A 23,721-nucleotide genomic window follows, 5' to 3' on the forward strand; every position below is an offset into this window, starting at 1 on the left:
TTAACGGACAGAATTATGTAAATCATTCCTTTTTTTCGACGTTCATGAAATTAACACTTAAATGAAACATTTTTGCCATTCTTGGAAAAGATAATAACAATCAAGATTCAGGGGGGACAAATTATGCGGAATAGCAGTAAAGCAATGTCTGCAACAACGGGGGAAAATCAATTATTTGGAATCGATTTTCATGACTTTATCCAACGCGAGCAGCAATCGAATATGTATGAGCTTGCATCAGAATTTGGTTTAACACTAGGAGATGTCAAAAAACTGAAAAAGCATTTGGAGCGATCGTAAGTTTTAATAATCCAGCTCTAGCTTCTAGAAACTGCTGCACGACGCTGACTGATAGCTTCAGCTTTTTTGCTCTTGACAATCCCGAGTTTGCTCTTTATGATTATAAAGATAAAATGACAAATAGAAAACCAATGATCGGGAAAAGTAATGAAGATTCCACATGATTAGAGAGGAAATGTCGTGGCTGAAAGCATTTCTACATGTGCCTTGATGAAAGAACACCCAGGAGGCTTCACTCTGAAATGGCGAGTTGCTTGAATAGGAGCGAACGTAGGCAGGCGTTATCTGTTTAAAAGCGGGAGCTATCTAGATAGCTTCAACTAGGGTGGTACCACGGGATTAATATATACTCTCGTCCCTTTGTTAGGAATTAACAAGGGGGCGGGGGTTTTTTTGTATTTACATAAAATAACAATCATACCCGTTGATAGGAAATTTGTTAGGTTTTAAGGAGGATATGCAGATCATGTCAATTCAAATTCCGCGTGGAACGCAGGACATTCTGCCAGGTCAAGTGGAGAAATGGCAGTTAATTGAAAAGAAAGCCAGAGAGCTTTGTGAAAAATATCAATATCATGAAATCCGCACGCCGATTTTCGAGCATACTGATTTATTCCACCGAAGTGTTGGTGATACAACAGATATCGTTCAAAAGGAAATGTATACATTTACCGACCGAGGGGATCGAAGTATCACGCTTCGTCCGGAAGGAACTGCATCAACGGTCCGGGCATATGTTGAAAAGAAAATGTTCGGCCAAGCGAACCAGCCCGTTAAGCTGTATTACATGGGACCAATGTTCCGCTATGAGCGTCCACAGGCCGGTCGTTTCCGTCAATTCGTTCAATTTGGTGTGGAAGCATTAGGCAGCTCAGACCCGGCAATTGATGCAGAAGTGATTTCACTGGCGATGTCACTGTACCAAGAGCTCGGTTTGAAAAAATTAAAGCTTGTCATCAATAGCTTGGGAGACAAGGATAGTCGTAATGCGCACCGCGAGGCGTTAATTCAGCACTTCCAACCAAGGATTGGTGAGTTTTGCTCGGATTGTCGCAATCGCTTAGAAAAAAATCCAATGCGTATTTTGGACTGTAAACAGGACCGTGACCATGAGCTGATGAAAACGGCACCTTCGATTATCGATTACTTAAATGATGAATCAAGAAGTTATTTTGATAAGGTGCAAAAATACTTAACAGCACTTGAGGTTGAATTTGAAATTGATCCAAATTTAGTGCGTGGTTTGGATTATTATAATCATACAGCTTTTGAAATTATGAGTAATGCTGAAGGCTTTGGCGCGATTACAACGCTTTGTGGCGGAGGTCGCTACAATGGACTTGTCGAAGATCTCGGCGGTCCAGAAACACCAGGAATCGGTTTTGCGATGAGTATTGAGAGATTTTTGGCGGCATTAGAGGCTGAAAAGGTTGAGCTTCCGCTTTCTGAGAGCATTGATTGCTACCTAGTATCACTCGGTGAAGACGCCAAGGACCATACCGTAGCTCTTTTACATCAACTGCGTAAAGCTGGATTTTCGGCAGAACGTGATTACTTGGATCGTAAAATCAAAACGCAATTCAAAGCTGCAGATAGACTGCAAGCAAAATTTGTTGCTGTTCTCGGCGATGATGAATTGAAGGCTAACAAAATCAATTTGAAAAACATGGCAACTGGTGAACAAACCGAAGTTGCTTTACCAGAATTTATTGAAACTTTATCTGGTTTTTGTAAATAAAGAGGGGGATAAGAAACAATGTTTGGAAGAACGTTTTTTTGTGGAGATGTACCTGAAACAGCTATTGGAGAAAAAGTAACACTTAAAGGTTGGGTGTCTAAGCGCCGTGATTTAGGTGGGGTTATTTTTATCGACTTGCGTGACCGCACAGGCATTGTGCAAATCGTGTTTAATCATGAAACTTCAAGCGAAGCATTAGCAATTGCTGAAAAGGTTCGTTCTGAGTATGTCCTTGATATTAAAGGAACCGTCGTTGCTCGTGACGCTAGCACAATCAACGAAAATATCAAAACAGGAAAAATTGAAGTGATGGTTGACGAAGTGGCCATTCTTAACGAGGCTAAAACACCGCCATTCCAAATTGAAGATAAAACAGAGGTTTCTGAAGATTTACGCTTAAAATACCGCTATCTTGATATGCGCCGTCCAGTGATGTTTGAAACTTTCAAAATGCGTCACCAAGTAACGAAAGCGATTCGTGATTATTTGGATGGAGAAGGCTTCCTTGATATTGAAACACCAATTTTAACAAAAAGTACACCAGAAGGAGCGCGTGACTATTTAGTACCAAGCCGTGTGCATCCAGGTGAATTTTATGCTTTACCACAATCACCACAAATATTTAAACAACTATTAATGGTTGGTGGAGTAGAGCGCTACTATCAAATCGCTCGTTGTTTCCGTGATGAGGACTTACGTGCTGATCGTCAGCCTGAATTCACGCAAGTCGATATTGAGACAAGCTTCCTAAGCCAAGATGATATCATTTCTTTAATGGAAACGATGATGGCAAAAGTCATGAAAGAAGTTAAAGGCATTGACATTCAGTTACCAATTCAACGGATGACCTATGATGAAGCAATGAGTCGTTTCGGTTCAGATAAACCAGATACACGTTTTGCCCTTGAATTAACTGATCTGTCTGAGATTTTAAAGGATTCTGGGTTCAAAGTATTCTCAGGTCCAATCGCTGCTGGCGGACAAGTAAAAGCGTTAAATGTGAAAGGTGGAGCAGAGAAATATTCACGTAAGGATATCGATCATTTAACTGAATTTGTAGCAGTTTATGGCGCGAAAGGTTTAGCTTGGTTCAAAGCTGAAGAAGACGGCTTAAAAGGTCCAATTGCTAAATTTGTGTCTGAAGAAGAACAAGCGCAAATCAAAGCAGCTCTTGACGTTGAAATTGGCGACTTGATCATGTTTGTTGCAGATAATAAAAAGGTTGTTGCCGATAGCCTAGGCGCATTACGTTTAAAACTTGGTAAGGAATTGGGCCTAATTGACGAAAGCAAGTTCAACTTCCTATGGGTAACCGATTGGCCATTACTAGAGTACTCTGAAGAGGACGGCCGTTACTATAGTGCACACCATCCATTTACCATGCCGTTCCGTGAGGATTTAGCTTTACTAGATACAGATCCTGGCAAGGTTCGTGCTCAAGCCTATGACATCGTGTTAAATGGTTACGAGCTTGGTGGTGGATCACTTCGTATTTTTGAGCGTTCTATCCAGGAAAAAATGTTTAGCATTCTTGGATTCACTGAAGAAGAGGCAAGAGACCAATTCGGTTTCTTACTTGAGGCATTTGAATACGGTACTCCACCACATGGTGGTATCGCATTAGGATTAGACCGTTTAGTGATGTTGCTGGCTGGTAGCACCAACCTTCGTGATACAATTGCTTTCCCGAAAACAGCAAGTGCAAGCTGCTTGTTGACAGAAGCGCCGTCACAAGTGAGCAAGGCTCAGTTAAGAGAGCTTTATTTGGATTTAACTGTCAAAATGGACAAGTAATTGCCACTTCTGAATTCTTGAATCATCCTATCGTTTATGGTAGTATTTAATTAACAGAAAGAGTCCTGATGTGTTTGTTGCATTAGCAGATGTTTTGACCTAACATTTTCACTTTGGGAGTTTGCGTTTTCAAGTCGCGTTCATGCCTCGTTATAGGGGACCTACATAAACTTGGAACAGGACACCCACCTGCAGGGAGCAGGATCAAAACGAAGCAATTACGTGACGGCACGATTGGGGCTCTTTCACCTTATCTAAAACCTAACACTCCATGGATAACCATCCATGGGGTTTTTTGTACTCATTTTTAAGGTTGTATTTTTAAATACCTTTTTTACTAAATTCCTATCGAAATACTATTATTTATCATGCTAAGTATGATATATTCATTATCGGGAAAAAGCTAAGAAGTATAAAATCAATGAGTTTGTTGTTGGAGTGATAAATATGCTACACCAATTTTCGAGAAATGAGTTGGCCATCGGCAAGGATGGGCTCGATATCATGAAGGGCAGTACAGTTGCAGTGCTTGGCATTGGCGGCGTGGGCTCGTTTGCAGCTGAAGCGTTGGCCCGTTCAGGCGTGGGACGATTAGTACTTGTAGATAAGGATACTGTTGATATTACCAATGTCAATCGTCAGGTGATTGCCTTGTTATCCACTGTTGGTCAACCGAAGGCAGAACTAATGAAAGAGCGGATTAAAGACATTAATCCTGATTGTGAAGTTATTGCCTTGAAAATGTTTTATACAGAAGAAACATACGAGCAATTTTTCAGTTATGGACTTGATTTCGTCGTTGATGCATCCGATACGATCGTGTATAAAATCCATCTAATGAAGGAATGCCTAAAGCGAAATATTCCGATTATCTCCAGTATGGGAGCAGCTAATAAAATGGATCCTACTCGGTTCCAAATAGCTGATATCGCAAAAACTCATACTGACCCTATTGCTAAGGTCATTAGAACAAAGCTCCGTAAAGAAGGAATTCGCAAAGGAATCCCAGTTGTCTTTTCCGATGAAAGTCCGATAGTCATTCGAGAGGATGTGCGTAAGGTGGTTGGTAACGACCAGGCAGAAATTCGCAAGGCGAAAATGCCGCCTTCATCGAATGCGTTCGTACCATCTGTTGCCGGTTTGATTATGGCTAGTTACGTTGTCCGTCAACTTCTTGCTGATATTAAAATCACCCGAGTTAGCGATGAAAAAAAATAACCATCATGCCTTCGAGAAATCGAAGGCTTATTTATTTGACTCCGAAATAACCGCTATATTTTACAAAAATAAGACGCCCCTTGCCTAGTACCTAGAAAAACGGTAAGTTAAAGAAAAGTAGGACTCTTGTTGAGGAGAGAGGAGCATCTAATGATTGGATTAATTCAAAATGAGATGATTAAGATTTTTCGTCGCCCAGGTACATACGTCATGCTTGGCTTGCTGCTAATTGTGATTGCAATTGCTGGTGTGTCGATGAAATACAATCTTGCCAACGTGGAACGTAATGACCCGCAGTGGAAGCAAAATTTGCAAACTGAGAATGAAGCGCTAAAAAAACAGCAAGAACAATACGAAGAAAATCAGCCGGAAATGGCTGAGTATTTTAAAGAGAGCATTGCCCGCAATGAATACAGAATTGAGAATAATCTACCGCCATTGACAGCCTACACAATCTGGGACTTCGTCAGCGATATTTCCGAAATGATTGATTTTATTGGGATTTTTATTATCACGATTGCAGCTGGAATTGTCGCCAGTGAATTTAATTGGGGGACAATCAAATTACTATTAATCCGACCAATCAACCGGGCGAAAATATTAACTTCAAAATATTTCACGGTATTATTGTTTGGAATCTTTATGTTAATTGTTACCTTCCTATTATCAGGGATACTCGGTGCAATATTGTTTGGCTTTCCAGATCGACCAGCGCCACATCTGCTTTATCGTGATGGGGTGGTGTCAGAACTGCCAATATGGGTTTATTTGATCGTATATTACAGCTTGAAATCGATCAATATGGTCATGCTCGTGACAATGGCATTCATGATGTCAGCCGTTTTTCGCAACAGCTCACTGGCAATTGGGCTATCAATCTTCTTCATGTTTACAGGTGGAAATGTTACTCAGCTGTTGGCCGCAAAATACGAATGGGCTAAATACATTTTATTTGCCAATACGAATTTGTTCCAATATTATGAAGGAGCTCCGATGATTGAAGGAATGACTTTGACGTTCTCGGTCGCGATGCTGCTTGTTTATTTGGCCTTGTTTTTAGGATTAGCCTATTATGTTTTTAATAAAAGAGATATTGGAGCGTAAAAAAATAGAGGTTCGTCGTTGCTAACTGTTGTTGGTTCAGTGTTTATAAAAGAGTAGCCTGGTTCCGTGTGAACCAGGCTTTTTTTGCGGACACAAAAGGCCTTATTTTAGAATTTTTGTTGGTTTTTATGATTTACCGGACATATGATGCCTTATTTAAACAAAATCAAGAATTTCATGCCTTCATTTAATCAAATAAAGAATCTGATGTCCGTTAGTAAATCAAATTAAGCGTTTTTGTCAAAATAACGGAATGAATGTCCGTTAATATTGACTTTCAACAATTATACGCGGACATCAGACCTCTATTTTTTATTCAACCGTTCATACACCATGGCCAGTGCTTGCTCGAATTTCCCGGTCAGCTTTGGCTCATAGTATTGTTTATTTTTCAGGCGGTCAGGCAAATATTGCTGTTTAATCCAGCCGGCATCATAATCGTGTGGATACTTATAATCAATGCCCCGTCCAAGCTCCTTCGCCCCTTTATAATGTGCATCGCGAAGGTGTGCCGGAACCTCACCGCTTTTTCCTTGGCGAATATCTGTTAAAGCAGCATCAATCGCGATAATCGCTGAATTTGACTTCGGTGACAGACAAAGCTCAATCACCGCGTTAGCTAAAGGTATTCTTGCTTCAGGGAAGCCAAGGCGTTCCGCTGTTTCGATTGCCGCTAACGTACGCTGACCAGCTTGAGGACTCGCCAATCCGACATCCTCGTAGGCAATGACGATTAAGCGCCTTGCGATACTGATTAAATCTCCTGCTTCAATAAGCCGACCTAAATAATGGAGCGCGGCATTAACGTCACTGCCACGAATCGATTTCTGGAAAGCAGAGAGTACATCGTAATGGCCGTCGCCATCTTTATCGTAGGACATGCTTTTGCGCTGAATGCATTCCTCGGCCGTTTTTACATCGATATGGATTTTTCCGTCTTGTCCTGGGGAAGTTGATAATACAGCGAGTTCTAGAGCATTTAAGGCACTTCTGACATCCCCGTTTGAAACGGTCGCTAGATGGAGCAAGGCATCATCTGAAACCTCGGGATCCATTTTACCAAGTCCACGCTCGCAATCCGCTAAAGCTCGGGTTAGGGCCACGACGATATCCTCAGGGGTTAACGGTTTTAGTTCGAAAATTTGACAGCGACTACGAATCGCCGGATTAATCGCTAAATAAGGATTGCTGGTTGTTGCGCCAATTAATGTAATCATCCCGTTTTCCAAATAAGGAAGCAGGAAATCTTGTTTGCCTTTATCAAGGCGATGGACCTCATCTAAGAGTAAGATGACTTTACCTGACATTTTCGCTTCGGCAGCGACAATCTCCATGTCCTTTTTATTGTTAGTAACAGCATTTAACATGCGAAAGGCGTATTTTGTACTCCCAGCAATGGCACTCGCAATGGATGTTTTACCGACACCCGGGGGGCCGTATAGGATCATCGAAGATAGTTGCTTGGCTTTGACCATCCGATTAATAATCTTTCCTTCACCGACTAAATGATCCTGTCCAATGACTTCATCTATATTTTTCGGTCTCATTCGAAATGCAAGTGGTTTTTCCGACATACTTCATCTCTCCAACCTGTAACAAAATCCCATTTTAATGCAAACACTACCCATTAAACATATCATGTTAGAAGGAAAAATGCATTTTCTTGTGCTATAATAACAAGAGTGTTTTAAATTTGATAAAATTAATTTGAATGTAAGGAATTAATTTTAACACTTAATAGTCATGATAACATTTGGCGAAAATTGTAATATATATATGTAAAATTAAAAAGAGGTGCTTGTTAATGAAAATCTCAACAAAGGGTCGCTACGGATTAACCATTATGATTGAATTAGCAAAAAAACATGGGGAAGGCCCATTGTCACTAAAAGCAATCGCGCAATCGAATGATCTTTCAGAGCATTACTTGGAGCAATTGATCGCACCATTGCGTAATGCTGGATTGGTAAGGAGTATTCGCGGAGCATATGGCGGTTATGTTTTAGGGGACACACCTTCAAAGATTACAGCAGGTGATATTATTCGTGTCTTAGAAGGACCGATTACTCCTGTTGAAGGAATTGAAGAGGAGGAACCTGTAAAACGCCAGTTGTGGATCCGAATTCGTGATGCCGTGAAGGATGTTCTTGATAATACTACTCTTGAGGATTTAGCTAATTTCTCTGAAGATGATAATGTACCTGATTCATATATGTTTTATATTTAGACAGTAGGCTCCATTCGCTGATTTGAAATTGTTTATTAAAAAGTCAAATAGTGTGGAACGGAGACTGCTTGAAAGTAGGTGAAAATCTCTTGGAACGAATTTATGTAGACCATGCGGCTACCTCGCCGATGCATCCGCAGGTACTTGAGGTCATGACCCAAGCAATGCAAGAAACCTTCGGGAATCCATCTAGCATTCATTTCTTTGGTCGCGAAGCCCGCCATCGTTTGGATGTGGCGCGGGAAGCAATTGCCGAAAGCATTGGTGCGAAATCAACTGAATTGATATTTACAAGCGGTGGGACAGAAAGTGATAACTTTGCCTTATTCGGGGTAGCTAAGGCAAACCGTCATAACGGAAACCATATTATCACAACGTCGATAGAGCATCATGCTATCCTGCATTCCTGTAAACAACTTGAAAAAGAAGGCTTTGAAGTTACTTATTTATCTGTCAATGAAACGGGTCATATCTCTGTAGAGGCTGTAAAGGCAGCTTTGCGTGATGATACGATTCTTGTTTCGATTATGTACGGAAACAATGAAGTAGGCTCGATTCAGCCGATTGCTGAAATTGGCAGCCTCCTTGAAAATCATCAAGCAATATTTCATACGGATGCAGTGCAAGCCTATGGTTTGGAAAAAATCAATGTGAAAGAGCAGAAGATTGATTTATTATCAGTTTCCTCTCATAAAATTAATGGACCAAAAGGGATTGGCTTTCTTTTTGCTAAAAGTGGGATCAAATTGTTTCCGCAAAGCTTTGGTGGTGAACAGGAGCGCAAACGTCGAGCAGGAACTGAAAATGTTCCGGCGATAGTTGGATTTCATGAAGCTGTCAAAATTGCTCAAGCTAAGCTTGAAACAAGAAGTGACCAGTATCGAGAGTATAAGCAATGCCTTATAAATGAGCTAATGCAAGCTCAGATTGATTTTTCCATAAACGGAACACTTGAAAATTCCTTGCCACATGTTTTAAACTTAAGCTTTCCTGGAGTTAATGTCGAATCGATGCTTGTCAATTTAGATTTGGCTGGTATTGCAGCTTCAAGTGGTTCGGCATGTACTGCAGGTTCAATTGATCCTTCCCATGTTCTTGTCGCAATGTTTGGGAAACACTCGGAGCGAATTACAAATTCGATTCGGTTTAGCTTTGGTTTAACCAACGATCTTGAGCAAATCCAAAAGGTTGGCAAAGAAACAGCTAAAATCGTACAACGGTTAACAGCTCTTTAAATATACGAAGGATCGCTATTTTAGCGAGGTGAAGACAGTGCAAAAAGCAGTAAAAGATACCCGTGTAGTTGTGGGGATGAGCGGTGGTGTAGACTCATCTGTTGCTGCGCTTTTACTAAAGCAGCAAGGCTATGATGTTATCGGGATATTTATGAAAAACTGGGATGATACAGATGAATTTGGCGTTTGTACAGCTACCGAAGACTATGAAGATGTGATTCGGGTCTGCAATCAGATTGGCATTCCGTATTATGCCGTAAATTTTGAAAAACAATATTGGGACAAGGTGTTTACTTATTTCCTAGAAGAATACAAAGCGGGTCGGACACCTAACCCTGATGTCATGTGTAATAAAGAAATCAAATTCAAGGCATTCTTGGAGCATGCTTTGAAGCTTGGCGCAGATTATTTGGCAACAGGACACTATGCGCGCGTTGAGTACCGCGATGGGGAGTACAAGATGCTCCGCGGGATTGATGAAAATAAAGATCAAACCTACTTCCTTAATCAGTTAACACAAAGTCAATTGGAAAAGGTCATGTTCCCAATCGGCGGACTGGAAAAAGCTCGAGTGCGCGAATTAGCGAAAGAGGCCAATTTAGCGACAGCAACGAAAAAGGATAGTACGGGGATTTGTTTTATCGGCGAACGGAACTTTAAAGAATTCCTAGGGAACTATCTTCCTGCCCAACCAGGCAATATGGAAACCTTTGCTGGTGAGATTAAAGGTCGCCATGATGGGCTGATGTATCATACAATTGGTCAGCGACATGGATTGGGGATTGGTGGTTCCGGGGAGCCATGGTTTGTAATCGGTAAGGATTTGGAGCGGAATGTGCTTTATGTTGGGCAAGGTTTCCATCATGAAAAGCTATATTCCGATTCGATTATTGCGACAAAAATAAGCTGGACTTCGAATCGTCCGGTCAGTAAAGAATTTACCTGTACAGCTAAATTCCGCTATCGCCAAGCTGATAACAAAGTTACAGTTAAGGTCATGGATGACGAAAGAGTTGAAGTTGTTTTTGCTGAACCCATCCGTGCGGTGACACCAGGACAAGCTGTTGTTTTTTACAATGGTGATGAATGCTTAGGTGGCGGCACGATTGATGAAGTATATAAAAACGGTGAACGTCTGACATATGTCGGCTAAGCTGATGAAAGGTGCTGACTATCGCTTAAGGGTCAGTGCCTTTTCATGTTATACTCTTTTTTAGAACGGAGTGAGTGAGAAAATGGATAAGAATCAACTTGGAATTCAATTGATGCAAGACGGGAAATGGGAGGAAGCGGCCAAAATCTTTATGGAGGTTATTGAACGAGACCCGAAGGATGCAGTAGCCTATATAAATTTTGGTAATGTCTTATCTGCTGTTGGAGACCCAGAACGAGCGCTTAAATTCTTTGAAAAAGCGATTCAGTTGGGCGGCGGTGGCGCAGCATATTACAGTGCTGGAGCTCTTCTTTATGAAAAAGAACAATTTGATGAGGCGAAAAAAATGTTTGATGCTGCTATTAAAGCAGGGTTACAAACTAGCGATAATTATTTTATGCTTGGCATGTGTTTAATCCAGCTGCAAACTGCTCGGCTTGCATTGCCGTATTTACAACGGGCAGTTGAATTAAATCCAACTGATGCTGAAGCCTTATTTCAATGTGGGCTCTGTTTGGCACAGGAGGGTATGCTCGATGAAGCGATTAACCAGCTGCAAAAATGCGTTGATATCGATTCAGAGCATGCTGATGCGCACTATAATCTAGGTGTTGCTTATGCTTTTAAAGAGAACTTGCCTCAGGCACTTGTCCATTTGGATAAAGCGATAGAAATTCAGCCTGACCATATCTTGGCAGTGAATACAAAGGCAGTGCTAACAGGCGCGAATTCTGATGTAAATTAAGCAAGGCCATGCAATGAAAGGGGGGAAGCCCATGGAACAGCAAGGTACACTCGATATATTTTCTGATGATGGTAAGTTTATTAAGGGTAAGCACCTCGTCACGATTTTTCATAATGAACAAAATCTTTATACGGTTTTAAGAATTCGTGTAGAAGAAACGAATGAAGACTATGAGGATAAAGAAGCTGTGATTACCGGGTATTTCCCTCGTGTTCATGAACAAGAATCATACATATTTTACGGTGAAATGAAGGAGCATCCGCGCTTTGGTATGCAATTTCAGGCAACCCATTTTCGCAAGGACATGCCTCAATCCAAACAGGGTGTCATCAATTATTTAGCCGGGGAAATGTTTAAAGGTATCGGTAAAAAAACGGCTGAAAAGATTGTGGAAACCTTAGGTGAGAATGCGATTTCAAGGATATTAAATCAACCATCGCTGCTTGATTCCATTCCGAAACTTCCCCCTGAGCGTGCCAAAATGCTATACGATACCCTGATGGAGCATCAAGGTCTTGAGCAAATTATGGTGGCGCTGAATCAGTATGGATTTGGTCCGCAAATATCGATGAAAATTTATCAGGCTTATAAAGAACAAACTTTAGAAATTATTCAAAAAAATCCTTATCAACTCGTGGAAGATATCGAGGGAATCGGCTTCGGGCGCGCTGATGAACTGGGGTATCAGCTCGGCTTAACTGGTGCTCATCCTGACCGCATTAAGGCCGGTTTGTATTACACGCTAGAAACAGAAAGTATTCAGGCGGGTCATGTATATCTTCCTGCTCGCGAATTGTTAACCTCTGTTAAGGCCTTGCTGGAGGAAAATCAACGGGACATTATTGATTTCGCTGAGATTTCCGCTGAGTTAATCAAGCTCGCTGAAGAAGGAAAAATCATCATTGAAGAACAGCTCATTTATTTGCCTTCGCTCTACTATTCTGAAAAAGGGATTGTATCGCACGCAAAACGATTAATGGCACAAACTGATTATGCAGACCAATTTCCGGAATCGGAATTTTTATTAGCATTAGGAGAATTAGAGGAGCGGATAGGTGTTCAGTATGCTCCGACGCAAAAGGAAGCCATTCAAACGGCATTGATGTCGCCGATGCTCATCTTAACTGGTGGTCCGGGTACCGGTAAAACTACAGTAATTAAAGGAATTGTTGAGCTTTATTCAGAGCTCCACGGCTGCAGTCTAAACCCAAAGGATTATAAAAAAGAAGAGGTGTTTCCGTTTCTGTTGGCAGCACCAACTGGTCGAGCAGCGAAGCGAATGGCAGAATCAACAGGTTTGCCAGCGGTAACAATTCACCGGTTGTTAGGCTGGAATGGCGCCGAGGGCTTTGATCATCATGAGGATAATCCACTTGAGGGGAAAATCTTGATTGTTGATGAAACGTCAATGGTTGATGTGTGGATGGCAAATCAACTATTTAAAGCCTTGCCTCCGAATATTCAGGTGATTTTTGTTGGGGACGAAGACCAGCTTCCATCCGTTGGTCCCGGTCAAGTATTGAAAGATATGCTTCGGTCAGAAGTGATTCCAACAGTCCGATTAACCGATATTTATCGGCAGGCTGAGGGGTCTTCGATTATTGATTTAGCGCATGAAATTAAGCAAGGGAAATTGCCTGCTGGGGTTACAGGACAGCAGAAGGATCGCTCTTTTATCAAGTGTTCAACCGCTCAAATTGCCAATGCTGTCGAAAAGGTTGTTCAAAACGCTATTAAGAAAGGCTTTACTGCTAAAGAGATTCAAGTGCTTGCACCGATGTATCGTGGTCCGGCTGGTGTGGATAAATTAAATAGCCTTCTGCAGGAAATTTTCAACCCCAATCCTGATGGAACCCGCAAAGAACTTCAATTCGGTGAAATCAAATACCGGATTGGAGATAAGGTTCTGCAGCTTGTAAATCAACCTGAGAATAATGTTTTTAATGGTGATATCGGAGAGGTTATTTCGATTTTTTATGCAAAAGAAAACGAAGAGAAGCAGGATATGTTGCTTGTTTCGTTTGAAGGAACCGAAGTTACTTACACTCGTAATGACTTGAATCAGCTCACACTTGCTTATTGTTGTTCGGTTCACAAGTCGCAAGGAAGTGAGTTTCCGATTGTGATTTTACCAATCGTCAAAAGTTACTATCGTATGTTGAGACGGAATTTAATTTATACCGCCATTACTCGAAGTAAGCAGTTTTTGATTTTATGCGGCGAGGAAGAAGCATTACGAATTGGTGTGGAGCGGGCCGATGACCAAGCTCGCAATACCAAATTATCGGAAAAGCTTCAGGAAGCGTTGCAGCTCGTAAAAAAGGAGACGAGTGCTTTGAGCACTGTGGTCAGCGAGCAAGAATCCGAGTTGACGTATGAAGAGCTGTTGATGGCTGCCGATCCAATGGTGGGCATGGAGCAGTTGACACCGTATGATTTTATGGAAGAAATCATTATCGGTTGATGATTGGGTCATTATATTTGTGATCAGTGCCCTGGTTTCGGGGCAGAAGTAAAAACGAGGGTCCTAAAATATCGATTAGTGCCCTCGTTTCGGGGCAGAAGCAAAAATAGGGTACTAATACAACGTATAAGTACCCTCGTTTCGGCTTAAAAGCAAAAATAGGTCACTTAAAGTATCTCGATGCGCTGCATCAATCCAATCCAACACAAAAAATCCCCGCAGCAATAGACTGCGGGGATGTTACCATGCATTATTTAAAACATTCGACTGATACGTTTTCCCACTCGTTTCATTTGTCGGCCAGATACCATGTTATTATTTCGCATCATTTTGTATGCAGCCATTCCAGCACCAATAGCAAGAGCAGAGGAAACTACTTTGTTCATCCGTATCACCTCTAAGGTTTATTTAAACGCTGTATCGACGTTCGTCCTCATCAAACAAATCATCCAATGAACTCAATGAACCATCTTCCTCGACCTGATGGGTATGGATTAGACCATCTCCTAAGGAAAGTTCGATAAAGCAATTCCAACAATAATACTGATTAATACCAATCTTCCCTACATCTTTACTATGGCAGTTTGGGCACTGTAACATAAAGGACACCTCACTCAAGAATCTACATTTACGATGATGGTATCCTTTCCAATCGCAGGTGGTTGAACGGTTTTCACGACACGCTTTCCTTCCTTTAAATCCGAAAAGAATCCATCCGTACATTCATACCCTACGATTGTGCCCAATTCTTCCAAAAAGTAAACATCCTCAACTAACCCGAGATTCTCTCCTTCAGCCGTCATTACCACTTTACCGGTAAGTTTATGTTGATGCTCGATGGTAAAATCGGGAGGATCAAGTATCGGTTCAATAGCTTGAGGCCGGTTAACCATTACACCATCTGGACCTAAGGAAACAATATTACTAATATCAACTCTGTTCATTTTATGAAACATTGATTTCTTTTTTAGCAGCAGCCCTTCAACTTTCCCATCACTCGAAATACATAAATCACAAACATCACCGAGTTTTTCACCATTTTTCAAATCAAAAACTGGAAGACCTTTAACTAACGAGAACGTTCGCAAAAGTTTTCCCCGCCTTTCCGAACATTGTTAGTTTGGTCTTGCCATTGAGATTTCATGATGAGAAACGTTTACCATTTATCAAATGCATGAAAAGCATGATGAAAGTGTCCTGAATTTTCAGGTTAACGGTCATTCAGATTACTGACGGGGTGTATAAAATTCCCTAATCCTCAAGAAACTAAAAAGGAGGAGGGGTAGCGTGGACATACAGATAAAATGGTTTTACCGAATTGGCTTCTTATTACTTTTATTCGGGATGTTTTTTATATTTCTAAAACTGCAGCAAATTTGGCTGCCGATTCTTCGAATATTGGTCACCGTGTTTACTCCTTTTTTTATTGCAGCATTTATTAGCTATTTGTTGCACCCTACAATTGAAAGGCTCCATAGTTCAGGCTTGCATCGAGGTTTGGCAGTTATCATCATCTATTTGCTATTTTTTGGGGGAATTGGCTACGGGCTATACAAAGGTATTCCGGCGGTCATTCATCAATTGAAAGACCTATCTGAAAATATCCCGGTATTTGCAGACCAGTACCGAGATATGGTCGATGAAATTCAGAAAAAAACGAACCAGTGGCCTGAGGGGGCTCGGGAGAAGTTAGACACAGGCATACTTGCAGTTGAGGAAAAATTGAATCAATTTTTAACGAGAGTTTTAAATGGCTTTGTCGGACTCATCAATTTAATTGTTGTATTTGCCATTATTCCGTTTATCGCTTTTTATATGCTTAAAGACTATCATCATTTGAAAAAAGCAGTTTGGTACTTAACACCGCGAAAATGGCGAAAACAGGGGGTGCTGTTTTTGCGGGACGTAGATGCAACACTCGGAAAATATATTCGCGGACAACTATTGGTGTGCCTTGTGATTGGTGCCATTTCGGCGCTTTTGTTCTGGGTAACGGATATGCGCTATCCTTTGCTGCTCGGGTTTATTATCGGGGTCACAAATGTTATTCCGTATTTCGGTCCGATTTTTGGTGCCATTCCGGCTGTTATTATCGGCGCAACACTTTCAGTGAAAATGGTTATAACCTCATTGGTGATTATTTTTTTACTGCAATTTCTCGAAGGGAATATATTATCACCATTTATTGTTGGCAAAAGTTTGCACATGCATCCGATGTTGATCATGTTCGCATTGTTAGTTGGAGGCGAAATTGGTGGAATCCTTGGCTTGATCATTGCAGTCCCGGTTTTGTCTATCGCAAAAGTGGCGATCATTCATGGAAAGAACCATATCATGAAATATCGGGAAAATATCAGCACTTTGCCCAAACATTGACAAACTATTTCATGATTTTATATAATTCGGCTATATGCATATTTAACATGTTGAAGGAATGAGTATGTTATAGACCATCTTAAGGGAAACGGTGAGTATGGGAATACAACCACGATTTTTCCTGCCAGAGAGGAATTTCCTAGGCTGAAAGAAATTCCAGGATGAAGGATAACAGAAAGCTAGTCCGGAGTGCAGCTAATAACTGCCGTTTGCCGCGTTAAGGTGTTTTGAGAGGTGGACTTGTACTGGTAGTCCATAATCAGGGTGGTACCGCGAGAAGTTCAAGCTCTCGTCCCTGCTTTAGGGATGAGGGCTTTTTGTATTGTTTTTTTAAAAGGCTTTGTTAAAGAAGTATTTTTGTATTTGCAGTGTTGATTGAAGCGCCTATAACGGAAATCAACTGACTTGTTTAACGCAGTCCTAATATATGAGGAGGGTATTTTGTGAAGAAAAATTTAACAGGCTCAGATATACGCCGGCTTTATTTAGAATTTTTTAAAGAAAAAGGACATAACGTGGAACCAAGTGCGCCACTTGTGCCGCATGATGACCCATCACTTTTATGGATCAACAGTGGTGTGGCTACATTAAAGAAATATTTTGATGGCCGTGTCATTCCAGATAATCCGAGAATCACCAATGCGCAAAAATCAATCCGCACAAATGATATTGAAAATGTAGGGAAAACAGCAAGACACCATACTTTCTTTGAAATGCTTGGGAATTTCTCAATTGGTGAATATTTTAAGGAAGAAGCAATCGAGTGGGCTTGGGAGTTTTTGACTAGTGAGAAATGGATCGGTTGGGATCCGGAACGTTTATCCGTTACGATTCACCCTGAAGATACTGAAGCATACGATTACTGGCATAAGAAAATAGGGATTCCTGAGGAGAGAATTATCCGTTTAGAGGGGAACTTCTGGGATATCGGTGAAGGTCCAAGTGGTCCTAACACAGAGATTTTCTACGACCGTGGTCCTGAATATGGCGATGACCCTAATGATCCAGAATTATACCCTGGTGGTGAAAATGAACGTTATTTAGAAGTTTGGAACCTCGTGTTCTCACAATTCAACCATAATCCTGATGGTACATACACTCCACTGCCAAAGAAAAACATTGATACTGGGATGGGACTTGAACGGATGGCATCAGTAGTTCAAGATGTTCCTACCAACTTTGACACAGATTTATTTATGCCAATTATCAATGCTACAGAAGAAATTTCTGGTGTGAAATACCGAGAAAATAAAGAACTTGATACAGCCTTTAAAGTAATTGCTGACCATATTCGTACGGTTGCGTTTGCTATTGGTGACGGGGCATTACCATCAAACGAAGGTCGAGGCTATGTATTACGTCGTCTGCTTCGTCGTGCGGTTCGCTATGCAAAGCACATTAACATTGAGCGTCCGTTTATGTATGAGTTAGTTCCAGTTGTCGGCGAAATCATGCACGATTTTTACCCAGAGGTAAAAGAAAAAACAGACTTTATTCAAAAAGTAATTAAAAACGAAGAAGAGCGTTTCCATGAAACGTTACACGATGGCTTAGCGATTCTTTCAAGTGTAATCAAAAAGCAAAAAGACCAAAACAGTGATACGATTCCAGGTGAAGATGTATTCCGTTTATATGATACGTATGGTTTCCCGGTAGAATTAACTGAGGAATATGCTGAAGAAGAGGGCATGAAGGTTGACCATAATGGCTTCGAGAAGGAAATGGAGCTTCAACGTGAACGCGCTCGTGCAGCAAGGCAAGATGTAGATTCAATGCATGTTCAAGGCGGCGTACTCGGTGATATTAAAGTCGAGAGCAAATTCATCGGCTATGGTCAACTAGAAACAAATGCAACGGTGCTAGTCGTTCTTAAAGATGGACAAATGGTTTCTGAAGCCAATGCTGGCGATGATATTCAATTCATTTTAGATGAAACTCCATTCTACGCGGAAAGTGGCGGTCAAATCGCTGATAAAGGTACGCTTGAAGCAGTTGGGGTAAAAGTGGAAGTTAAAGATGTGCAAAAAGCACCAAATGGTCAAAATTTACATCAGGCTGTTGTTGTTGAGGGAAGCTTAAAAACGAATCAGCAGGTTACGGCTGTTGTCAATCAAAATAATCGTGCGCAAATTATTAAGAACCATACGGCCACTCACCTATTACATCAGGCTTTAAAGGATGTGCTTGGTGAGCACGTTAATCAAGCTGGATCACTTGTTGAAGCGGAGCGGTTACGGTTTGACTTCTCTCATTTTGGCCAAATTCATCCGGAAGAGCTTGAGAGAATTGAAACCATCGTGAATGAAAAAATCTGGCGTAGCCTTCAAGTTAACATCGATTTAAAACCGATTGCTGATGCAAAAGCAATGGGTGCAATGGCGTTATTCGGTGAAAAATATGGTGATATTGTCCGCGTTGTTCAAGTTGGTGATTACAGCCTAGAACTTTGCGGTGGCTGCCACGTGCCAAATACGTCAGTCATTGGCTTATTTAAGATAGTGTCTGAATCAGGTATCGGTGCTGGAACTCGCCGTATTGAAGCAGTTACTGGAGAAGCAGCTTATCAATTATTAAATGACCAAATAAACATTTTAAAGGATGCAGCTGCGAAGCTGAAAACAAATCCAAAAGATGTAGCAAATCGCGTCGAAGCCCTTCTTGGAGAAATCAAGCAATTACAACGTGAAAATGAATCTTTAGCGGCAAAATTGGGCAATATTGAAGCTGGAAGCATCATTTCTCAAGTGAAGGAAATTGATGGTGTGAAGGTCCTATCTGCAAAGGTTCAGGCCACAGATATGAACAACTTACGGAACATGGCTGATGATTTAAAACAAAAAATTGGATCTGGAATTATCCTGCTTGGTAGTGTAAACGAAGGCAAAGTCAATTTGATTGCCGGTGTTACAAATGACTTAATTGAAAAAGGTTTCCATGCTGGTAAGCTAATTAAAGAAGTCGCTACACGCTGCGGTGGTGGCGGCGGTGGACGCCCAGATATGGCTCAAGCGGGAGGTAAGGACCCTAGCAAATTGGATGCTGCACTGATCTTTGTTGAAGAATGGGTGAAATCCGTTTGATAACTGAACAAAGTAGTGTAAAATGAAAATAACCATTTCTAAAACGATTATCGTTGCTCCACTGAAAAAAGCGAGGTGCCTAAGATGAGCTCATTTGATAAAACGATGAGATTTAACTTCCCTGAAGAGCCAATCGAGCATAATGTCACGGAAGTTCTAAATCAGGTTTATGCAGCACTACAAGAAAAAGGATACAACCCGATTAACCAAATTGTTGGGTATTTATTGTCGGGAGATCCTGCCTATATACCACGTCATCGTGATGCTCGCAATATTATCCGCAAACTAGAACGTGATGAAATTATTGAAGAATTGGTCAAATCGTATTTAAAACAACAGCACGAGGGGTAGTATATGCGGGTAATGGGTTTGGATGTCGGTACTAAAACAGTAGGTGTGGCAATTAGTGATGAGTTAGGTTGGACCGCACAAGGACTGACAACTTTAAAAATTAATGAAGATGAAAAAGAGTATGGTTTTGAGGAAATTGGGAAATTGATCAATGAACACGAAGTTGAGAAAATTGTTGTTGGACTGCCTAAGAACATGAACGGAACAATTGGACCGCGTGGTGAGGCCTGTCAATTTTATGCCAGTGAATTAGAACGTTTGTATGGTATGCCGACCATCCTCTGGGATGAAAGGCTTACGACAATGGCAGCTGAGCGTGTTCTCTTAGAAGCTGACGTCAGTCGAAAAAAACGGAAAAAAGTCATTGATAAAATGGCCGCTATACTAATTTTACAAGGCTATTTAGATAGCAAATAATAAAGAGGTGCTAATAATGGATCACGGAGAAAACAACATTACAGTAGTAGACGAAAACGGCAACGAGCAACTATGTGAAGTATTATTTACTTTTGATTCGGAAGAGTTCGGTAAGTCTTACGTATTATATTATCCAGTTGGTGCAGAACATGATGATGAAGAAGATATCGAAATTCATGCTTCTGCGTTTACTCCAAACGTAAACGGTGAAGATGGCGACCTAATGCCAATCGAAACTGACGAAGAATGGGATTTAATCGAAGAAATGCTTAATACTTTCTTAGAAGAGCAAGAAGAAGAATAAAATCAATAAAAATTGCCCGAGACTAAACTCTCGGGTTTTTTTTCGTAATCTAATGAAAAGTTTGTTGATTGGAGCGGAAGGGGTGAGACTCCTGCGGGAGCAGCGGGACAGGTGAGACCCCGCAAACGCTTAAGCGCTGAGGAGGCTCACCGCCCGCCCCGCGGAAAGCGAACCCCTGAAGCGCAAATCAACCTTCTATCTTAGCGTAAATCTTGTTAGATTTTGCTACAAAAAATAAAAATATAGTATAATGGGTCGAGATGCTAAAAAGAGAAAATTGCTTTACGTGAGTGGAGGGAAGGTTTTTGTCAGACAGGAAGCAAGATAAAAATGTTTTTCAACAAAGCTTAATTGAACGCCAAAGCGAAGCAAAAGTCGTCCGTAAAGTCGTACTGATTGCAGCTATTATTATTCTTTTATTAATTGGTGCAGTATTTGGTGGAGGTTATTTCTACATACACTCAGCTTTAAAACCAGTGGACCCAAGCAATAAAAAGAAAGTTACAGTAGAAATCCCAATCGGTTCATCTGTTTCGGGAATTGGCGAAATATTAGAAAAAGAGGGCATTATCAAGAACGGAAAAGTATTCAAATACTATGTCAAATTCAAAAATGAAGCCGATTTCATGGCGGGAAGCTATCAATTAGCACCGTCAATGACTTTACCTGAAATTTTAAGCAAACTTAAAACCGGTAAAGTGATGGAGGAGGTCGCCTTTAAAATTACCATTCCTGAAGGCAAGCAGTTAAGGCAGATTGCCGAGATTATTGCTGAAAAAACAAATCGAGATTATGATGAAGTATTTAATACCCTTAATGACTCTGAGTTTATTAAATCAATGAAGGCGAAATATCCTGATATCTTAACAGATGAAATGTTAAACAATCAGGTGATGTATCCGCTGGAAGGATATTTATTCCCGGCTACCTATTCATACTACGAAGAAAACCCATCAATTGAAAAAATCGTTACCGAAATGCTAAATAAAACAAGTGATGTCATTCATGAATATGAAGGGCAAATGAGTGAGAAGAATATGACACCCCATCAATTGTTAACGATGGCTTCACTCATTGAAGAAGAAGCGACTGAAAAAGCTGACAGAAATTCGATTGCTAGTGTCTTTTACAATCGATTGAAGATTGATATGCCATTGCAAACGGATCCAACTGTTTTGTACGCAAAGGGCAAACATAAAGAACGAGTGCTATATGAGGATTTAGAGGTGGATTCTCCATATAACACATATAAAAACACAGGCCTTCCACCTGGGCCGATTGCCTGCCCAGGAACGATTTCGATTGAAGCTGCTTTAAATCCAGATGACACAGATTTCCTATATTTCCTAGCTACTGCAGATGGAGATGTAATATTCACCAAAACGTTGGATGAGCATAATCGACAGAAAGCCAAGCATATATCTGGGCAATAACTAAAATTAGCAATCTAAAAATATTTATGTTAAAATTATTCGAGTGTTTTAATACACCATTGTAATAGCGTCTCCCACGGAAAGGATGTTTTTATTGAAGCAGTGCTCCTGTTTCATGTCTCCAATCTGTGAACGCTATTTTTTCTTGTTTAAAATACTAACAATAGATTTTTTTATGAGGTGATGGCGGCTTGGAAAAATCGGAAAATCAAAAGCTGCAATTTTATATAGAGGAACTTATTCCCTCGCGGAACGAATTGCTGACTGAGATGGAGTTGTACGCAAAAGAAAACGGCGTTCCAATTATGGAAATAATCGGGATTGAAGCGATGCTTCAGCTCCTGCGAATTCATAATCCAAATACCATTTTGGAGGTTGGTACAGCAATTGGCTATTCGGCGCTTAGAATGGCTTTTGCATTACCTCAAGCCAAAATCGTGACAATCGAGCGGGATGAAGAACGTCTTCAAAAAGCAGTAGACTATATTGATAGAGCTGAAAAACAGGCTCAAATCATGATCATCAACGGTGATGCGCTTCTTGTAGAGGATCAAATTAAGCAACATGGACCATTTGATGCGATTTTTATTGATGCAGCGAAAGGGCAATATCAACGCTTTTTCAGCCTATATTCACAGTACTTAAACGATGGTGGATTAATTATTACAGATAATGTCCTGTTTAAAGGGATGGTTTCTGAGGCAAACATTGATAATAAGCGCTTGCGCTCATTAGTAAAAAAGATAAAAGAGTATAACAGCTGGTTGATGCAACACCCTGATTATCATACTGTTATTATTCCCGTTGGCGACGGGATTGCGATTAGTAAAAAAAGAGGTGAACAAGAATGACGAAACCAGAATTATTAGTGACACCAACTTCACTACAGGATATTGCACCACTTTCTCTTGCAGGTGCCGATGCATTTATGCTGGGTGAACAGCGTTATGGATTACGCCTAGCGGGCGAATTTGACCGTGAAATGGTAAAACAAGCAATCGAGATTGCTCATCATCATGGGAAAAAAGTATATGTAGCAATGAACGCCATTTTCCATAATGAAAAAATTGATGAGTTAGCTGAGTATATTACTTTTTTACAATCTGTTAATGCAGATGCAATCGTGTTTGGTGACCCAGCCGTATTAATGGTTGCGAAAGAAACAGCACCGAATATGAAGCTACATTGGAGCACCGAAACAACAGGTACTAATTGGTATCATTGCAACTATTGGGGCCGTAAAGGCGCAAAACGTGCTGTCCTTGCACGAGAAATTAGCATGGATGCTGTCATTGAAACGAAAGAGCATGCCGAAGTGGAAATTGAAGTTCATATTCATGGAATGATGTGCATGTTCCAATCGAAACGGAGCTTGCTCGGTCATTATTTTGAATATCAAGGGAAACCGTTGGAAGTCCAAAAAAACAAATATGAAAAAAATAAGTTCATACACGACAAAGAACGTGGTAATAAATATCCTATTTTCGAAGATGAGAATGGAACTCACATCATGAGTCCAAACGATGTTTGTATGATTGATGAGCTCCAGGATATGGTTGAAGCCGGCGTGGATTCCTTTAAAATCGATGGAATTCTGAAAAGCCTAGACTATCTGATTGAGGTAACAAAGCTTTACCGCAAAGCGATTGATGTATGTGTGGAAGACCCTGATGCATATGAAGATATGAAAACAGATTTACTTGAAGAGATTCAACAGGTTCAGCCTGCCAATCGTGCACTTGATACAGGCTTCTTCTTCAAGGAAACAGTTTATTAATGAAG

General features: G+C 40.7%; 22 protein-coding genes, 1 other RNA gene and 1 other annotated feature. Of the genes, 19 read left to right on the forward strand and 4 right to left on the reverse strand.

The window, feature by feature from the left end:
- The first annotated feature begins 123 nt into the window (after positions 1-123).
- The 6 genes from HHO41_RS09795 (at position 124) to HHO41_RS09820 (ending at position 6,154) form a co-directional block, all read left to right on the forward strand.
- Positions 124-300, forward strand: coding sequence for a hypothetical protein (locus tag HHO41_RS09795; protein ID WP_169097988.1), 177 nt, complete (start codon positions 124-126; stop codon positions 298-300).
- A 122-nt stretch (positions 301-422) separates the two neighbouring features.
- Positions 423-663 (forward strand) — a binding site (T-box leader).
- Positions 664-766: 103 nt separating this feature from the next.
- Entirely contained in the window at positions 767-2,038 is a 1,272-nt protein-coding gene (hisS, locus tag HHO41_RS09800; protein ID WP_169097989.1) for a histidine--tRNA ligase, read from the forward strand.
- 18 nt (positions 2,039-2,056) lie between these two features.
- The gene (gene aspS / locus HHO41_RS09805; protein ID WP_169097991.1) at positions 2,057-3,832 is read left to right on the forward strand and encodes an aspartate--tRNA ligase; all 1,776 of its coding nucleotides are present in this window, start codon (positions 2,057-2,059) and stop codon (positions 3,830-3,832) included.
- Positions 3,833-3,891: 59 nt separating this feature from the next.
- A non-coding RNA gene (gene ssrS / locus HHO41_RS09810) (6S RNA) lies at positions 3,892-4,077 on the forward strand.
- A gap of 202 nt (positions 4,078-4,279) precedes the next feature.
- The gene (locus tag HHO41_RS09815; protein WP_169097993.1) at positions 4,280-5,050 is read left to right on the forward strand and encodes a tRNA threonylcarbamoyladenosine dehydratase; all 771 of its coding nucleotides are present in this window, start codon (positions 4,280-4,282) and stop codon (positions 5,048-5,050) included.
- Between the two features lie 150 nt (positions 5,051-5,200).
- Positions 5,201-6,154, forward strand: coding sequence for an ABC transporter permease (locus HHO41_RS09820; protein ID WP_169097995.1), 954 nt, complete (start codon positions 5,201-5,203; stop codon positions 6,152-6,154).
- Positions 6,155-6,459: 305 nt separating this feature from the next.
- Here HHO41_RS09820 and HHO41_RS09825 read toward each other — a convergent pair whose 3' ends face one another.
- A complete protein-coding gene (locus HHO41_RS09825; protein ID WP_169097997.1) occupies positions 6,460-7,728 on the reverse strand; it encodes a replication-associated recombination protein A in 1,269 nt (422 codons plus the stop codon).
- 230 nt (positions 7,729-7,958) lie between these two features.
- On the opposite strand from HHO41_RS09825, the gene cymR reads away from it, so the two are divergent.
- The 5 genes from cymR (at position 7,959) to recD2 (ending at position 13,978) form a co-directional block, all read left to right on the forward strand.
- Positions 7,959-8,381 (forward strand): cysteine metabolism transcriptional regulator CymR, encoded by a 423-nt coding sequence (gene cymR, locus HHO41_RS09830; RefSeq protein ID WP_169097999.1) that lies wholly within the window; start codon positions 7,959-7,961, stop codon positions 8,379-8,381.
- An 89-nt stretch (positions 8,382-8,470) separates the two neighbouring features.
- Positions 8,471-9,616: a cysteine desulfurase family protein gene (locus tag HHO41_RS09835; RefSeq protein ID WP_169098001.1), complete on the forward strand. Its 1,146-nt coding sequence runs from the start codon at positions 8,471-8,473 to the stop codon at positions 9,614-9,616.
- 37 nt (positions 9,617-9,653) lie between these two features.
- The gene (mnmA, locus tag HHO41_RS09840; protein ID WP_169098003.1) at positions 9,654-10,769 is read left to right on the forward strand and encodes a tRNA 2-thiouridine(34) synthase MnmA; all 1,116 of its coding nucleotides are present in this window, start codon (positions 9,654-9,656) and stop codon (positions 10,767-10,769) included.
- Between the two features lie 82 nt (positions 10,770-10,851).
- Positions 10,852-11,514, forward strand: a complete 663-nt coding sequence (locus HHO41_RS09845; RefSeq protein WP_169098005.1) for a tetratricopeptide repeat protein — start codon at positions 10,852-10,854, stop codon at positions 11,512-11,514.
- 31 nt (positions 11,515-11,545) lie between these two features.
- Positions 11,546-13,978 carry an SF1B family DNA helicase RecD2 gene (recD2, locus tag HHO41_RS09850; RefSeq protein WP_169098007.1) on the forward strand — a complete coding sequence of 811 codons (2,433 nt, stop codon included), beginning with the start codon at positions 11,546-11,548 and terminating at the stop codon, positions 13,976-13,978.
- A 254-nt stretch (positions 13,979-14,232) separates the two neighbouring features.
- On the opposite strand, the gene HHO41_RS09855 is transcribed toward recD2, so the two are convergent.
- The 3 genes from HHO41_RS09855 to HHO41_RS09865 are packed head-to-tail and all read right to left on the reverse strand — an operon-like array spanning position 14,233 to position 15,066.
- Positions 14,233-14,364 (reverse strand): YrzQ family protein, encoded by a 132-nt coding sequence (locus HHO41_RS09855; protein WP_169098009.1) that lies wholly within the window; start codon positions 14,362-14,364, stop codon positions 14,233-14,235.
- Positions 14,365-14,386: 22 nt separating this feature from the next.
- The gene (locus tag HHO41_RS09860; RefSeq protein WP_169098012.1) at positions 14,387-14,578 is read right to left on the reverse strand and encodes a hypothetical protein; all 192 of its coding nucleotides are present in this window, start codon (positions 14,576-14,578) and stop codon (positions 14,387-14,389) included.
- A gap of 14 nt (positions 14,579-14,592) precedes the next feature.
- Positions 14,593-15,066 (reverse strand): PRC-barrel domain-containing protein, encoded by a 474-nt coding sequence (locus HHO41_RS09865; protein ID WP_169098014.1) that lies wholly within the window; start codon positions 15,064-15,066, stop codon positions 14,593-14,595.
- A gap of 199 nt (positions 15,067-15,265) precedes the next feature.
- Here HHO41_RS09865 and HHO41_RS09870 point away from each other — a divergent pair, with 199 nt between their 5' ends.
- From HHO41_RS09870 to HHO41_RS09905, 8 genes are all read left to right on the forward strand, one after another.
- Positions 15,266-16,354 carry an AI-2E family transporter gene (locus HHO41_RS09870; RefSeq protein ID WP_169098016.1) on the forward strand — a complete coding sequence of 363 codons (1,089 nt, stop codon included), beginning with the start codon at positions 15,266-15,268 and terminating at the stop codon, positions 16,352-16,354.
- 443 nt (positions 16,355-16,797) lie between these two features.
- Positions 16,798-19,434 carry an alanine--tRNA ligase gene (alaS, locus tag HHO41_RS09875; RefSeq protein WP_169098018.1) on the forward strand — a complete coding sequence of 879 codons (2,637 nt, stop codon included), beginning with the start codon at positions 16,798-16,800 and terminating at the stop codon, positions 19,432-19,434.
- Between the two features lie 84 nt (positions 19,435-19,518).
- Positions 19,519-19,785 (forward strand): IreB family regulatory phosphoprotein, encoded by a 267-nt coding sequence (locus HHO41_RS09880; protein ID WP_169098020.1) that lies wholly within the window; start codon positions 19,519-19,521, stop codon positions 19,783-19,785.
- Between the two features lie 3 nt (positions 19,786-19,788).
- Positions 19,789-20,202, forward strand: a complete 414-nt coding sequence (gene ruvX / locus HHO41_RS09885) for a Holliday junction resolvase RuvX (protein ID WP_169098022.1) — start codon at positions 19,789-19,791, stop codon at positions 20,200-20,202.
- Positions 20,203-20,218: 16 nt separating this feature from the next.
- A complete protein-coding gene (locus HHO41_RS09890) occupies positions 20,219-20,506 on the forward strand; it encodes a DUF1292 domain-containing protein (RefSeq protein ID WP_169098025.1) in 288 nt (95 codons plus the stop codon).
- A gap of 305 nt (positions 20,507-20,811) precedes the next feature.
- Positions 20,812-21,939 carry an endolytic transglycosylase MltG gene (gene mltG / locus HHO41_RS09895; RefSeq protein ID WP_169098027.1) on the forward strand — a complete coding sequence of 376 codons (1,128 nt, stop codon included), beginning with the start codon at positions 20,812-20,814 and terminating at the stop codon, positions 21,937-21,939.
- 191 nt (positions 21,940-22,130) lie between these two features.
- On the forward strand, positions 22,131-22,790 hold the full coding sequence (locus HHO41_RS09900; protein ID WP_248278413.1) for an O-methyltransferase: 660 nt from the start codon (positions 22,131-22,133) through the stop codon (positions 22,788-22,790).
- Positions 22,787-23,716 (forward strand): peptidase U32 family protein, encoded by a 930-nt coding sequence (locus HHO41_RS09905; protein ID WP_169098029.1) that lies wholly within the window; start codon positions 22,787-22,789, stop codon positions 23,714-23,716. The genes HHO41_RS09900 and HHO41_RS09905 overlap by 4 nt, the downstream gene beginning before the upstream one ends.
- Positions 23,717-23,721 lie beyond the last annotated feature (5 nt).

The organism is Bacillus sp. DNRA2 (assembly GCF_012843265.1).
GTDB lineage: Bacteria > Bacillota > Bacilli > Bacillales > Cytobacillaceae > Bacillus_BU.

What these genes read in the sequence shown, in the direction of transcription:
- HHO41_RS09860 (WP_169098012.1), bottom strand. Translation starts at nt 14,578, where the DNA reads ATGTTACAGTGCCCAAACTGCCATAGTAAAGATGTAGGGAAGATTGGT.
- HHO41_RS09880 (WP_169098020.1), top strand. Translation starts at nt 19,519, where the DNA reads ATGAGCTCATTTGATAAAACGATGAGATTTAACTTCCCTGAAGAGCCA.
- ruvX (WP_169098022.1), top strand. Translation starts at nt 19,789, where the DNA reads ATGCGGGTAATGGGTTTGGATGTCGGTACTAAAACAGTAGGTGTGGCA.
- recD2 (WP_169098007.1), top strand. Translation starts at nt 11,546, where the DNA reads ATGGAACAGCAAGGTACACTCGATATATTTTCTGATGATGGTAAGTTT.
- HHO41_RS09890 (WP_169098025.1), top strand. Translation starts at nt 20,219, where the DNA reads ATGGATCACGGAGAAAACAACATTACAGTAGTAGACGAAAACGGCAAC.
- aspS (WP_169097991.1), top strand. Translation starts at nt 2,057, where the DNA reads ATGTTTGGAAGAACGTTTTTTTGTGGAGATGTACCTGAAACAGCTATT.
- hisS (WP_169097989.1), top strand. Translation starts at nt 767, where the DNA reads ATGTCAATTCAAATTCCGCGTGGAACGCAGGACATTCTGCCAGGTCAA.
- HHO41_RS09820 (WP_169097995.1), top strand. Translation starts at nt 5,201, where the DNA reads ATGATTGGATTAATTCAAAATGAGATGATTAAGATTTTTCGTCGCCCA.
- HHO41_RS09845 (WP_169098005.1), top strand. Translation starts at nt 10,852, where the DNA reads ATGGATAAGAATCAACTTGGAATTCAATTGATGCAAGACGGGAAATGG.
- cymR (WP_169097999.1), top strand. Translation starts at nt 7,959, where the DNA reads ATGAAAATCTCAACAAAGGGTCGCTACGGATTAACCATTATGATTGAA.
- HHO41_RS09815 (WP_169097993.1), top strand. Translation starts at nt 4,280, where the DNA reads ATGCTACACCAATTTTCGAGAAATGAGTTGGCCATCGGCAAGGATGGG.
- HHO41_RS09825 (WP_169097997.1), bottom strand. Translation starts at nt 7,728, where the DNA reads ATGTCGGAAAAACCACTTGCATTTCGAATGAGACCGAAAAATATAGAT.
- HHO41_RS09855 (WP_169098009.1), bottom strand. Translation starts at nt 14,364, where the DNA reads ATGAACAAAGTAGTTTCCTCTGCTCTTGCTATTGGTGCTGGAATGGCT.
- HHO41_RS09795 (WP_169097988.1), top strand. Translation starts at nt 124, where the DNA reads ATGCGGAATAGCAGTAAAGCAATGTCTGCAACAACGGGGGAAAATCAA.
- HHO41_RS09905 (WP_169098029.1), top strand. Translation starts at nt 22,787, where the DNA reads ATGACGAAACCAGAATTATTAGTGACACCAACTTCACTACAGGATATT.